General features: G+C 74.3%; 11 protein-coding genes. 3 read left to right on the plus strand and 8 right to left on the minus strand.

Annotation, left to right across the window (positions count from 1 at the left end; all coding sequences use genetic code 11):
• The first annotated feature begins 2 nt into the window (after nucleotides 1-2).
• Both V5D56_RS16160 and V5D56_RS16165 read left to right on the plus strand, forming a co-directional pair.
• Entirely contained in the window at nucleotides 3-554 is a 552-nt protein-coding gene (locus V5D56_RS16160; RefSeq protein WP_435736305.1) for a DedA family protein, read from the plus strand.
• A gap of 38 nt (nucleotides 555-592) precedes the next feature.
• Nucleotides 593-1,294 (plus strand): alpha/beta fold hydrolase, encoded by a 702-nt coding sequence (locus V5D56_RS16165; RefSeq protein WP_435736306.1) that lies wholly within the window; start codon nucleotides 593-595, stop codon nucleotides 1,292-1,294.
• Between the two features lie 13 nt (nucleotides 1,295-1,307).
• Here the strand turns inward: V5D56_RS16165 and V5D56_RS16170 are convergent, their stop codons facing one another.
• From V5D56_RS16170 to V5D56_RS16185, 4 genes are all read right to left on the minus strand, one after another.
• A complete protein-coding gene (locus tag V5D56_RS16170) occupies nucleotides 1,308-2,102 on the minus strand; it encodes an isoprenyl transferase (protein ID WP_435736307.1) in 795 nt (264 codons plus the stop codon).
• Nucleotides 2,102-2,836, minus strand: a complete 735-nt coding sequence (gene recO, locus V5D56_RS16175; protein ID WP_435736308.1) for a DNA repair protein RecO — start codon at nucleotides 2,834-2,836, stop codon at nucleotides 2,102-2,104. The genes V5D56_RS16170 and recO overlap by 1 nt, the downstream gene beginning before the upstream one ends.
• Nucleotides 2,837-2,983: 147 nt before the next feature.
• On the minus strand, nucleotides 2,984-3,667 hold the full coding sequence (locus V5D56_RS16180; protein WP_435736309.1) for an AAA family ATPase: 684 nt from the start codon (nucleotides 3,665-3,667) through the stop codon (nucleotides 2,984-2,986).
• A complete protein-coding gene (locus V5D56_RS16185; protein ID WP_435736310.1) occupies nucleotides 3,667-4,689 on the minus strand; it encodes an AvrD family protein in 1,023 nt (340 codons plus the stop codon). Before V5D56_RS16185 ends, V5D56_RS16180 begins: the two co-directional genes overlap by 1 nt.
• A 125-nt stretch (nucleotides 4,690-4,814) precedes the next feature.
• Here V5D56_RS16185 and V5D56_RS16190 point away from each other — a divergent pair, with 125 nt between their 5' ends.
• Complete coding sequence (locus V5D56_RS16190; RefSeq protein ID WP_435736311.1) at nucleotides 4,815-5,264, plus strand: MarR family winged helix-turn-helix transcriptional regulator; 450 nt, start codon at nucleotides 4,815-4,817, stop codon at nucleotides 5,262-5,264.
• Between the two features lie 35 nt (nucleotides 5,265-5,299).
• Here V5D56_RS16190 and leuA read toward each other — a convergent pair whose 3' ends face one another.
• From leuA to V5D56_RS16210, 4 genes are all read right to left on the minus strand, one after another.
• Nucleotides 5,300-7,096 (minus strand): 2-isopropylmalate synthase, encoded by a 1,797-nt coding sequence (gene leuA, locus V5D56_RS16195; RefSeq protein WP_435736312.1) that lies wholly within the window; start codon nucleotides 7,094-7,096, stop codon nucleotides 5,300-5,302.
• 205 nt (nucleotides 7,097-7,301) lie between these two features.
• Nucleotides 7,302-9,362 carry a hypothetical protein gene (locus V5D56_RS16200; protein ID WP_435736313.1) on the minus strand — a complete coding sequence of 687 codons (2,061 nt, stop codon included), beginning with the start codon at nucleotides 9,360-9,362 and terminating at the stop codon, nucleotides 7,302-7,304.
• Nucleotides 9,363-9,474: 112 nt separating this feature from the next.
• Nucleotides 9,475-10,956: a PQQ-binding-like beta-propeller repeat protein gene (locus V5D56_RS16205; RefSeq protein ID WP_435736314.1), complete on the minus strand. Its 1,482-nt coding sequence runs from the start codon at nucleotides 10,954-10,956 to the stop codon at nucleotides 9,475-9,477.
• Between the two features lie 81 nt (nucleotides 10,957-11,037).
• Nucleotides 11,038-12,615 (minus strand): alpha/beta hydrolase family protein, encoded by a 1,578-nt coding sequence (locus V5D56_RS16210; RefSeq protein WP_435736315.1) that lies wholly within the window; start codon nucleotides 12,613-12,615, stop codon nucleotides 11,038-11,040.
• Nucleotides 12,616-12,696: the final 81 nt, after the last annotated feature.

A 12,696-nucleotide genomic window follows, 5' to 3' on the forward strand; every position in this document is an offset into this window, starting at 1 on the left:
CCGTGCCGGACGCGCTGGACGGCGCGCCGTTCCCGGCGCTGTTCGCCTTCTTCTTCGCCGTCGTCCTCGTGCGCACGCAGGCGACGTACTGGGTCGCTCGGCTCGTCACGGTCTGGACGCTCGACCGCACGCGACCCGTGCGGCCCTGGGTCTCGCGGGTCCACGCGTGGCTGGACGGGGACACCACCGCGCGCGGCGTCGACGTGCTGCGCCGCTGGGGCATCGTCGCGGTCCCGGCGTCGTTCCTCGCGACGGGGACCAAGACCGTCGTCAACGCCGCCGCCGGCGTCGTCCGCATGCCGTTCGGCCGCTACCTGGCCGCCATGCTGCTGGGCTGCGCCCTGCACGCGACGATCTACGCGACCGTCGGCTGGGCGGCGTGGTCCGCCGCCCTGGCGGTCGCCGCGGGATCGCCCTGGGGCGCCGCCGCGCTGCTCCTCCTGGTGGCCGGTGCGGTCGCCGTGGTCGTGGTCACGGTCCGACGGCGTGCAGCACGGTCGATCGTTCACGTGCCGTCCGCCGCGGCCGAGGACGGGCCGAGCGCAGGGCGGTGAGCCCGATGAGTCGCGGGCCCGCCGCGGGTCCTCCCCTCATGACGACCTTCCTCCTCCTGCCCGGCGCCGGCGGTCACCCCGGGTACTGGCAGCGGCTCGTGCCCGAGCTCGACGTGCGCGGACATCGCACCGTCCCGGTCGACCTTCCCCAGCACGACGAGAGCTACGGCTGGGAGGCCCTCACGGACGTGGCGCTCGCGACGCTCCGCACCGCCCTGCCCGACGACGCGCCGCCCGACGGCACGCTCGTCGTCGTCGCACAGTCGATGGGGGCGTACGTCGGAGGGCTGGTCGCGGAGAAGGTCCCCGTCGGCCTCCTCGTCCTGCTGAACCCGATGATCCCGGGCCCCGGGGAGACGGCCGGTGACTGGTGGGCGGCGACCGGGCACGAGGCCGCACGCGCCGCCGCAGGTCTCGGACCGTTCGACGGCGTCGAGGATTTCTTCCACGACGTCCCGGCCGACATCACGGCAGCGGTCCTGGCCGGCGAGGACCGGGCCCCGTCCTCGCGGTCGTTCGCCCAGCCGTGGCCCGCGAGCTCGTGGCCGGACGTGCCGACCGTCGTCCTGCAGGCGCGCGACGACCGCCTCTTCCCGCTCGCGTTCCAGCGCGAGGTGGCCCGGGACCGCCTGGGGCTCGAGGTGGAGGAGATGCCCGGTGGTCACCTCGTCGCGCTGAGCCGTCCCGCGGATCTGGCGGACCGGCTCGAGGCGCTCGCCGTACGCGCGGTCCCCGCCTGAGCCGGTCGCGCCGTCAGGCCGTGCCGACCGCGTCGACCGCGCCCCCGTACCGCCGGTCGCGTCGCGCGTACTCCTCCACCGCACGCCACAGGTGGCGCCGGTCGACGTCGGGCCACGGCTCCGGGAGGAACACGAGCTCCGCGTAGGCGGCCTGCCACAGCATGAAGTTCGACGTCCGCTGCTCGCCGGAGCTGCGCAGGAAGAGGTCCACGTCAGGCAGGTCGGGCTCGTCGAGATACTTCTGGACGGTGCGCTCCGTGACCTTCGACGGGTCGAGCCGCCCGGCCGCCGCCTCGCGCGCGATGGCCGCCGCGGCGTCCGCGATCTCCGCGCGCCCGCCGTAGTTGACGCACATCGTCAGCGTGCAGACGTCGTTGTCCCTCGTCTGCTCCTCCGCGATCTCCAGCTCCTTGATCACGGACGTCCACAGCCGTGGGCGGCGCCCTGCCCACCGGACGCGCACGCCCCACGAGTCCATCTCGTCACGACGACGACGGATGACGTCGCGGTTGAAGCCCATGAGGAAGCGCACCTCGTCGGGCGAGCGCTTCCAGTTCTCGGTCGAGAACGCGTACGCGGAGACGTGCTTCACGCCGATCTCGACGGCACCCGCGACGACGTCGAGCAGCGCCGCCTCGCCCGCCTCGTGGCCCGCGGTGCGGGGCAGGCCGCGCGCGTTCGCCCACCGGCCGTTGCCGTCCATGACGACCGCGACGTGGTTCGGCACGAACTGCTGCGGGATCGCCGGAGGGCGCGCACCCGACGGGTGGGCGAACGGCGGGACGACGGGACGCGTGCGGCGCGCCATCAGGCGTCCCGCTCGACCATGCGCAGGGATCGCAACGTTCTCTCCAGGTGGTATTGGCCGTAGGCGGCGACGAGGCCGCTCGCCTCCTTGCGGTGCCGCGCCACGGAGGCGTCGGCGGTCTCCCACTCCCCGGCGAGCAGCGCGGCGAGGAGGGCGAAGGTCTCGGGGGCGGGCGACGTCGAGCCCGGCGGGCGGCACCGCCCGCACACCGCCCCACCCTGGGCGACGGCGAACGCGTGGTGCGGGCCGGGCTCTCCGCACCGCGCGCAGTCCGTGAACGACGGCGCCCAGCCGGCGACCGCCAGCGCGCGCAGGAGGTAGGAGTCGAGCACGAGGTTCGGGTCGTGGGCGCGCTCCGAGAGCGCGCGCAGCGCCCCGGCGAGGAGCCAGTACTGCTGCACCGCCGGCTCGCGCTCGTCGGCGACGAGCCGCTCGGCGGTCTCGAGCATGACCGTCCCGGCCGTGTAGAGCGCGTAGTCCTCGCAGATGCGCCGCGCGTACGGGCCCACCGTCTCCGCCTGGGTCACGGTGTCGAGCGAGCGTCCGGCGTGGAGCTGGACGTCGACGACCATGAACGGCTCCAGGCGAGCACCGAACCGCGACGACGTGCGCCGCACCCCCTTGCCGACCGCGCGCACCTTCCCGTGCTCACGCGTCAGGAGGGTGACGATGCGGTCCGCCTCACCCAGCTTCTGGGTGCGCAGGACGATCGCGTCGTCTCGGTAGAGGACCACGCGCCCATTCTCCCGCATGCCACCGACGTCCCGGACGTCGCACCCGCCGGGCGCCGGACAGGCAGACGGCGAGGGCGAGCGAAGCGCGGGGACAGGACGAGGGCCGTGGGCGGTCTCCCCCTGCGCGACCGCCCACGACCCGACGGCTCAGAGGCGAGCCGTCTCCACGCGCACGTCCATCGCGGCGAGGTCCGCGTGGGCCCTCGCCACCGCGGCGGCGACCGAGGTGACGCGCGGCAGGCCGAGCTCGTCGACGATCCGCTCGAGCCGGTGCTCGAGGGTCCCCCCGACGACGATGCACGGGATGCCGAGGGTCCCCAGCGTCGTGCGCAGCATGGTGTCGGACCGTTCACGGAACCGCTCAGACACCGGTCGGTGCCCGTCCAGGACGAGCGGGAACTCGACCGGCAGGTGGACGAAGAGGTCGTACGACCGCAGCGCGTGCCGCCGGACGACTCCCCCGAACGCCGACATCGCGGACGCGAGGAACTCCCGCTCCGCGGTGCGCGCGTCGTCCTGCCGGTGGTCGCTCGGGACGATACCCGTCTCCGCGCGGACCGCCCCGTACACCCACTCGTGCAGGGACGAGCCGTCCGAGAGGTACGCGTCCCCGGCGCGGCTCTCGTGCACCGCGCGCTCCGTGTACCGGACGATGCCCAGCTCGAGCAGCTCGACCGCGGTGCAGTCCTCGAGCCGGCGCCCCGGCAGGACCTCGGGCAGGATCTCCCGCATCGAGCGGGCGTGCGTGCGCGGGAGACCTGTGAGGTGGCTCAGGGCGAGCGACGTCGTGGTCTTCCCGGCGGAGTAGGTGCCCGAGACCGCGATCCGCATCAGGCGGCCTCGACCGGCGCGACGGCCGGGCGCACGACGGACCCGTCGCCGCCCGTCGGCAGCTCGTGGGCGAGGGCGTAGCGCGCCGAGTACGCGTGGTAGGTGGCCGACATCTCGACCGCCCGCCACGTCGCACCGTGCAGGGGCACGAGGCGTGCGCTCCGGAGGTCGGCGCGCGTGCGGAACGGCTCGCGCGGCATGCCCGGGACAGGGGTCTCGAGCCGGACGCGGCGCATCCACATCGTGTGGGAGCGGGCACGGTCGACCGCGTCGAGCGCGTAGAGCAGGACCTCGGAGACCTGGGCGAGACCGACGATCGCATCGACGAACGTGACGCCCGGTCGGTACGACCCGCCGAGGTCGCACGACGGCGGCACGGCGCGGTCCGCGGACGGGACGACGGCGGCCCGGACGCCGCGCGCGTCGTCCACCTCGACGTCGACGATCTCCTGCGACGACGCGGTGTACCCGCCCGCGTGGAACCTCTCGAACGCCGGCCCGAGGAGGTCGTCGAGGACCACCGGGCCGTCCACGGGACGGCCGCGGGCGCCGGGCGGGTGGGCCACGACCAGGACGGTCGTGAGCGTGCCCACGCGGGCCTCGACGGTCGAGGCCACCTCTCGAGGACCGGTCGAGGTCGCGACCAACCGGGCGCTGAGCGGGACGGACTCCAGGTCCTCCTGCGGCTGCGCGCCCGACCGCAGGTCCACCGAGCGGACCCACGCGCGCGTGCGTTCCTCGTCGCGGAGCCCGAGCGACAGGACGAGCAGGACCTCGGCGAGCTGGGCGGCGAGGACGAACGCGTCGATCGACGAGACGTGCGGGACGAGCGCGCGCCCGTCCTTCTCGGACCAGGACCGCGGGTAGCGGAGGGATGCCGAGCCGTGGACCTCGGGGACGCCCGTCGGGCCCCGCTCGTGCACGAGGTCGCGCAGCTCGTGACGCACCGCGCGGTACCCGGAACCGAAGAACCGCGCCGAGGCCGGCCCCAGCAGGTCGTCGATCGACGCAGCGGTGCTCATGCGGCTCCTCCGGACGGACGTCGTGCCGGTCGGCACGTCAGGTCTCGCAGTCTAGCGCTGCCACTGCACGATCTGACCACCTTTCACCCGCACGTCCTCGCAGGTGATAGGACTACCATGCGTCCATGGTCCGTTCCCACGACCGCGACGACCGCACACGGGATGTACGCATCCTGCTCGATGCGGTAGCGGAACAGTCGGAGCGGGCGATCAGGGGGATGTACGAGCCGTACGGGCTCACGTGCACGCAGGCGTGCGCCGTCCGCGACCTGGTCGACCCGCTCACGCCCAGTCAGCTCGCCGTGCTCCTCGAGTGCGAGCCGTCCAACGTGACGTTCGTCGTCTCCCGGCTCGTGTCGCTCGGCTACGCCGAGCGACGCCCGCACCCGACCGACCGCCGCTCCAAGCTCGTCGCGCTCACGCCCCGGGGGCACGAGGTCCGCCGGGCGATGCTCGACCGGCTGAGCGCCGAGTCGCCGCTGGAACGCCTCGACGACGAGGACCTCGCGCAGCTCCAGGTCCTGCTCGAACGCGTGACGGCGCACGACCGGGCCGCGGCACCCACCGGAGGGTGAGCGCCGCGGCCCCGTGACCGTGAGCCCCGGGACGATCAGCCCGCGGCACGCTCCGCGCGGTTGACCGCCGAGACGATCGCCTTGAGCGAGGCCGTCGTGATCGACGGGTCGATGCCGACGCCCCACAGGACGTCGTCGCCCACCTGGCACTCGACGTAGGCCGCGGCCGTCGCGTCGCCGCCCTCGGACAGCGCGTGCTCCGCGTAGTCCAGGACCCGGACGTCGACCCCGACCTGGGCGATCGCGTCGACGAACGCCGCCACCGGCCCGTTGCCGGTGCCCTCCAGCGTGAGCTCCTCGCCGCGGTCGACGACGTCGACGCTCAGCGTGTCCGGCCCGTCCTCGCTCGAGGACGCGCGCGTCGCGCGCAGCTTGAGGCGTCCCCACGGCTCCAGGCCGGAGCCCGGCTCGACGGGCAGGTACTCGTCGGAGAAGATCCGCCAGATGTCCTCCCCCGTGACCTCCGAGCCGTGCTCGTCGGTGTGGGTCTGGACCGACTTCGAGAACTCGATCTGCAGCCGGCGCGGCAGGTCGAGGTGGCGCTCGGTCTTCAGCAGGTACGCGATGCCGCCCTTGCCCGACTGGGAGTTGACCCGGATCACGGCCTCGTACGAGCGCCCGACGTCCTTGGGGTCGATCGGCAGGTAGGGCACCGCCCACACGAGGTCGTCGACGGTCGCGCCCTCGGCCTCGGCGTGCGCCGCCATGGCGTCGAAGCCCTTCTTGATGGCGTCCTGGTGCGAGCCGGAGAACGCCGTGAAGACGAGGTCGCCCGCGTAGGGGTGCCGCTCCGGGACGCCGAGCTGGTTGCAGTGCTCGACCGTGCGGCGCACGTGGTCGATGTCCGAGAAGTCGATCTGCGGGTCGATGCCCTGGCTGAACAGGTTCATGCCGAGCGTGACCAGGCAGACGTTCCCCGTGCGCTCGCCGTTGCCGAACAGGCAGCCCTCGATGCGGTCCGCGCCGGCCTGGTAGCCCAGCTCGGCGGCAGCGACCGCCGTGCCGCGGTCGTTGTGCGGGTGCAGCGACAGCACGACGTTCTCGCGGTGGTTCAGGTGCCGGTGCATCCACTCGATCGAGTCGGCGTAGACGTTCGGCGTCGCCATCTCGACCGTCGCGGGCAGGTTGATGATGACCTTGCGCTCGGGCGTGGGCTCGAAGACCTCGAGGACCTCGTTGCAGATGCGGGCGGCGAACTCGAGCTCGGTCCCCGTGTAGGACTCGGGCGAGTACTCGTAGTAGACGGTCGTGCCCGGGACGGTCTCCTCGAACTTCCGGCACAGCCGCGCGCCGTCGACGGCGATCGCGATGATGCCGTCCTCGTCGGAGCGGAACACCACCTCGCGCTGCAGGACCGAGGTCGAGTTGTACAGGTGCACGATCGCCTGCTTCGCGCCCTGGATCGCCTCGTACGTCCGCGCGATGAGGTGCTCGCGGGACTGGGTCAGCACCTGGATGACGACGTCGTCCGGGATGCGGTTCTCCTCGATGAGCATCCGCACGAAGTCGAAGTCGGTCTGCGAGGCGGACGGGAACCCGACCTCGATCTCCTTGTAGCCCATCTCGACGAGCAGCTCGAACATGCGCAGCTTGCGCTCGGGGTTCATCGGCTCGATGAGGGCCTGGTTGCCGTCCCGCAGGTCGACGGCGCACCAGCGCGGCGCCTGCGTGATGCGCTTGTCCGGCCACGTCCGGTCCGGGACCGTGACGTCGAACTGGCGGTGGAACGGCAGGTACTTGTGGATCGGCATGCCCGACGGCTGCTGCGGGTTCGCCTGCGCGGCTGCGGCGTCGGTGGTGCTGGTGCTCGTGGTGCTGGTCGAGGCGTTCATCGTGGGTCCTCCGGGTCGTCCTGATCGGTGTCAGCCGGCACACCAACCACCGCGACGAGGGACCGGCTAGAGGGCCTCGCCGCGGCAACGAAGGAGGAGCCGCCGCATCAGGTGCACGCGTTCACTGTACCCCGAGCACGCGCGGGTGGCCGGGACGTCCACGCCCCGAGCACCCGCACGCGTCGGCGCCAGCGCTCCGCGACGCTCAGCCCCGCCGGGAGCGGAGCGCCGCGTCGACCGCCGGGTCACCGAGGTTGCCGAGCCACTCGAGGAGGGCGGGGTAGGTCGACGGGTTCGCCGCGACCTGCGGGCGCAGGTGGGGGGCGTCCTGCACGATCTGGGCGAGCACCTCGAGCGGGGTCGACGGGTCGAGCGCCTGCTGGGCCGTGAAGCCGGGCTGGGGCGCGTACGCCTGCTGACCCTGCTGGCCGTAGCCCGGCTGGGCGTGCCCCGGCTGGGCATAGCCCTGCGGCGTCTGCTGGCCGTACCCCTGCTGCTGGCCGTATCCCTGCTGCGGGGCGTAGCCCTGCTGCGCCGTCTGGCCGGGCGCAGCCTGGTGCTGCGGGTCGCCACCCTGGTGGGGCGCCGGATAGCCCTGCTGCGCCGTCTGGCCCGGGACGTCGCGCGAGCCGTCGGTGACCGCCGGCATCACCGCGGTCGTCTGCGAGTCCACGGGCGTGAGACCCGGCCGTGCGGCGTACCCGCTGCGCTCGGGCTGCACGGTCTGGACCGGGAGGACCTCGGTCCCGCCCGCCGCGGTCGACCACGCGCCCGGCCCGTGCGGCTCGGCCGTCGCGTGAGGCCCGGCGCCGGGCGCGGACGCCGGGGTGGACTGGCGCGGCGGCTTGGGCGCGGCGGGCTGCCAGACGTAGGCGGCGGTCGCCACGCCACCGGCCGCGGCCGGGTCGGGCCGGTGCTCGGCGAAGTAGTCGCGAACCTCCCGCGGGACCGTCAGGGCGTACGCGACGAGGAGCGGGAGCCCGAACGCGAGGAGCAGGTGCTCGACGCTCCCGCCGTAGGCCACGCGGCTCGCGGTCACCACGAGCAGCACGATGCCGAGCAGCGCCACGACGCCCGTGGCCCCGAGCGCGAGCTGGCGCCCCGTCGCCGCGTCGCGGGCGAGGGATCGGCGTGCGACGAGGGCGACGCCCGCGACGAGCAGGCCGATGACGACACCGAGGACCACGGGGACGCCCCGCATGCCGTCGGCCAGCTCGAGGACGCTGTGCAGGGCGAGGAAGGCGCCGACGACGACCACGAGGTCCAGTCCCCGGGCAGCGACCCCCAGCCACGCCTGGACGGGCGAGACCGTCGCCATGGCGCGCCGCACCGCGGGCGACGACGCCACCGCCGCGAGCGCCGGCACGAGCACGAGCCCGAAACGGCCGAGGTGCGTCCCCTCCATCGTGAGGATGCCGTTGTCGCCGGAGCCGAGGACGAACGCCGAGGCGACGATGATGCCCAGGCCGACGAGCGTGAGCCGCGCCGCCTCGGAGCGTCGCCACGTCCCGAGCGCGGGCAGGCCCACGAGGGCGACGACGAACGCCGCGATGACCAGCAGGTCGATCACGTCGAACGCGCTGATGTCGGACGCGCCGACCACCGTGAGGACCACGGTGACGAGCGCGCCCACCGCGAGGACGGCGGAGAGCACGAGGTGGACCCGCAGCCACTGTCCCGTCACCGCGCGGTCGAGGTCCTCCGGGCCGAGCTCGCTCTGCCGGGGCTGTGCCGCGAGCAGCGCGCCGGCGAGCCCGAGCGCGACCGCCGAGCCGATGCCGCCCCACCCGTCCGAGAGGTCGCCACCGCCCACGACGTCCACGACGACGTAGACGAGGACCAGCAGCGCGTAGGGGGCGTTGGCGAGCAGCCGCACCTGGCGCGTCGTGTGGACCGTCCAGGTCGCGGGGAGCACCCCCGTCCGGGCGAGGTACGGCAGGGCGAGCGACAGCAGGGAGAGGATCGTCAGCAGGACGACCTCGACCTTGTCCGAGGCGCGGTGGGCGATGTCCCACGGCAGCGCCAGCGAGACGAGGAGCAGGAAGGCGGCCACGCCGTCGCGCACGAAGTCGCTCACGGGGATCCCTGCGAAGGGCGAGAGCGCGCCGGGTGCCGACGCCTCCCCGGCCTGCTCGCCCGCACCGCCGCCCCGAGGACGGGGCTCGGCGGTCGCCGCCTCGTCGCCGGACGCCCCCGGTGTCTCCCCGGTCACGGGCCCCGGGTCGTCGGTCTGCGGCTCGCCGACCGCTGGGCTCTCGTTGGTCATCGTGGCTCCCTACGCTGTCGCGCGGTGCAGGCCGCACCCCGCCGGGGCCGAAGAGGCCCCGACCGTTTCTACCGTTTCCTCACGCCGCGCTCAACCTGCCACGCGGCGCCGGTCAGGACACCGCCGTCAGACGGTCGGTGCCGAGCAGGAAGAGCCGACCCTCGGACGTGAACGCGTGGTAGGTGCGTTCCGGGATCGGCCACCGCCACTCGACGGTACCGTCCGCGAGCGCGATCGAGACGAGGTGCTGGCGTCGCCCGCCCTCCCCCTCGGCGACCAGCAGCGACCGTCCGTCGGTGAGTGCGGGCCACGTCGCCCCGTCCGTGAGGGGCGCCTCCCACCGCAGCGCCCCCGACGCGACGTCGACCCCGTGCAACGTCTCCTCCGTCCGCAGGACGACCAGGCCGTCGACGCGCACGACGGGACGGTGACCGACGCCGGCGAGGCTCCAGAGCGCAGCGCCCGTCGCGGCGTCGACGCCGGCGATGCCACGGAACGTGTTAAGGACGAGGACTCCCGGGACCGACCCGTCGCTCAGGGGCGCCTCGACGACCCTCCCCCGGACCTCCAGCCGGGGGTCGCCCTCCGCCGTGAACACGGTGGTCGTGCCGCTGCCGTACTCGTTGCCGACGTACCGCCCGTCGGGCAGGCGCGCGACGGTCCACACGTCACCCTCCTTGAGCACCGTGCCGTCCTCCGTGAGGGACGCGACGAGGCCCGGGGCCATGAGGGTCACGACCCCGCGGCTCACGTCGAGCACGATCCCGTTCCCCGACGAGCGCACCGCGAGGCCCAGGCTGCCCGACGGTTCGCGCTCGACGCGCCGCTCCCACCGGAGGACGCCTGTCGCGGCCTCCTCCCGGACGAGGACGACGTCGCCGTCGTCCCAGCGGGCGCGCACGACGTCGGCCTCGCCCACCGGGACGACCGCCTGCCCCGCCACCTGGACGACGCGCTCGCCCAGGGTCCGGCCCGACGCGGCCTGCACGACGGTGAGCCGGGCTCCCGGACCCTCCTGCGGTGTCAGGCACACGACGACCTGGGCCGGCGACCGGTCTGCGCGGGGCACGCACGTCGCGAGCTCACCCACCGCCTCGGAGCGCCACACGGGGGTGCCGTCGTCGACCGCGTACGCCGTCAGCCCGTCGCCGTGCGCGACGACGACGCCCGGCCCGGCGATCACCGCCCCACCCGGTTCGATGGGGACAGACCAGCGTGCCTCCAGGGGGGCCTCGATGGGTCGCAGACCGCCGTCGAGCGCCGCGACCTCGACGCGCTGCGCCGCCTCGAGGGCGCGCGTCGCGAGGAACGACCCGCCGAGCGCGACGGCGACCACCGCCGCGACCCACAGGACGGGGTGCGCGTACCACGGCCGACCCGGGGTCGGCGGACCCCCGCTCGGTGTCGGGAGGTCGGTGACCGGGTGCGGCTCGACAGGAGGCGCGACGTCCGCCGCGTCGACCGCGGGGTCGTCGTCCGCGACGAGCTCGAACCGCAGCGGCGCGCGCTCGTCGGTCGCAGGGACGTCCGGCGGACCGCCCGCCCGACCTCGGGCGTCCCCCGCTCCGTCGTGGCCGCGCCGACGAGGCCTCACCCGTCCACGGTAGGCGCGCCGGCCCGACGACGCCGCTCAGAGGCCCGCTCAGGCGCGGCTCGGACGCGGCTCAGGCATCCCTCAGATGCCGAGCTGGTACACGCCCCAGTACGCCAGCACGACAAGGAGGACCGTCGCGCCCGTGAGCACGCTCCAGAGCATCACGTGCGCCGTGACGCCCTCCGCGACGCGCACGGAGGCGCCACGCTCGGCCGCCTCGTCCGCGGGCGCGCCGCCCGCCACGGCCTTGCGCGCCGTCCGGACCTCGGCCCACCGGTTGATCAGCAGGGCAGCGGCCACGAGGGTCGCGAGCCCCCCGAGCCGCACCGCGACCCAGCCGCCCTGCACGACCCACGCGTCCTTCTCGTAGTCGAGCGCGAGCCGGGCGACCGCGACGAGGTAGACGACGAGCCCGACGACCGTCGCGACGGCGCCGGCACCGAGCCCCGTCAGCGGACCGCGGAATCCCGGCGCGAGCCCGGACGGGCGCGGAGTGCGCCCGACCACCCGCCGCAGCCGTGAGACGAGGCTCGTGACGAGCCGGATCACGGGCCCGACGACGAGCAGGCCGACGGCCACGAGGACCAGCGCGACGAACAGGTCGCCGTTGCCGAACCAGCGGGGGGTGGGGACGGGCCCCGCGAGGTACTGCTGGTTCGGCTGCGCACCCGCGACCTGGGGCGACGCGTCGGCGCTGTCCGGCAAGGACGTCACCCAAGCGGCCGCGTCCCGGGGGAAGTCGGGCACCAGGACGTCGTCGATCTTGATGCCGTGGTTCGCGCCCTCGTAGAAGCGCACGGTCGTGCCGGCCCCTGGCTGGTCCGCGGTCGCGTCGAGGACCTGCTGCGCGCCCTGCTCGACGGGCATCGAGGGGTCGGCGGTGCCGTAGACGACGAGCACGGGCTGCGTCAGCCGCTCGAGGAAGGGCTCGACGTCGAAGTCGGCGTACTCGAACCCGCCACCCGGGATGGCCATGCCGACGGCGCGCGGGATGGCGCGGAAGACCCCGTGCGGGACGTCGGTGTTGCGCAGGTAGCTGTCGACCGCGAACGCAGCCTGCTGCCGCGGGGGCACGACGGGGGCCGAGACCAGCACGGAGAACGCGATGCCGGGGTCGTCCGCGGCCATGACGGGCACGATCCACGTGCCCTCCGACTCGCCGTACAGCCCGACGGCGCCCGGGTCCACGCCGGGCCGCGCGCGCAGCAGGTCGACCGAGTGCGCGTAGTCGAGCGCCATGGCCTCGTAGTCGCGGTGACGCGTCGTGTAGGTGTCGAGCCGCTTGTCCGGCACGAGCGTCACCACCCCGGCGCTCGCGAGGTCGACCGCGACGTCGACGAACGCCTCGGACGCGAGACCGGTGCCCGCGCCGTGGACGAACACCACGCCGGGCCGGTCCCCGGGCGCGTCGACGGGCTCGCGCAGGACGGCACCCACGGACGTGCCGTCGAGCCGGACCGTCACGTCGGTCTCGCGCACCTCGTAGGCCCCGACCCCGTCGGCGCCGCCGGGGGGCTGGCCGCCGATCGTCGTGTCCGACGTCTCCGGCTCGAGGTGCTCGGACACGGGCACCGGGTCCCACTGCGGGCCGGTGACCGCGCCGAGGACCGCGAGCACGATCGCGAGAGCGGCCGTCGTCGCCGCGGTCCGGAAGATCACCGAAGGATCGTACGTCGCGGCGTGCGGCGGGGTCCCTGGGACGAACCCGCCGGTCGGGCGGGGGCGCTCCCCCGCCCCCGC

Origin of the sequence: Cellulosimicrobium sp. PMB13 (assembly GCF_051294865.1) — a bacterium.
Lineage (GTDB): Bacteria > Actinomycetota > Actinomycetes > Actinomycetales > Cellulomonadaceae > Cellulosimicrobium.

Bases quoted from the DNA above. Each gene is read 5' to 3' on its own strand.
- V5D56_RS16200 (WP_435736313.1), bottom strand. From the start codon at position 9,362: ATGACCAACGAGAGCCCAGCGGTCGGCGAGCCGCAGACCGACGACCCG.
- V5D56_RS16170 (WP_435736307.1), bottom strand. From the start codon at position 2,102: ATGGCGCGCCGCACGCGTCCCGTCGTCCCGCCGTTCGCCCACCCGTCG.
- V5D56_RS16190 (WP_435736311.1), top strand. From the start codon at position 4,815: ATGGTCCGTTCCCACGACCGCGACGACCGCACACGGGATGTACGCATC.
- V5D56_RS16185 (WP_435736310.1), bottom strand. From the start codon at position 4,689: ATGAGCACCGCTGCGTCGATCGACGACCTGCTGGGGCCGGCCTCGGCG.
- V5D56_RS16165 (WP_435736306.1), top strand. From the start codon at position 593: ATGACGACCTTCCTCCTCCTGCCCGGCGCCGGCGGTCACCCCGGGTAC.
- leuA (WP_435736312.1), bottom strand. From the start codon at position 7,096: ATGAACGCCTCGACCAGCACCACGAGCACCAGCACCACCGACGCCGCA.
- V5D56_RS16180 (WP_435736309.1), bottom strand. From the start codon at position 3,667: ATGCGGATCGCGGTCTCGGGCACCTACTCCGCCGGGAAGACCACGACG.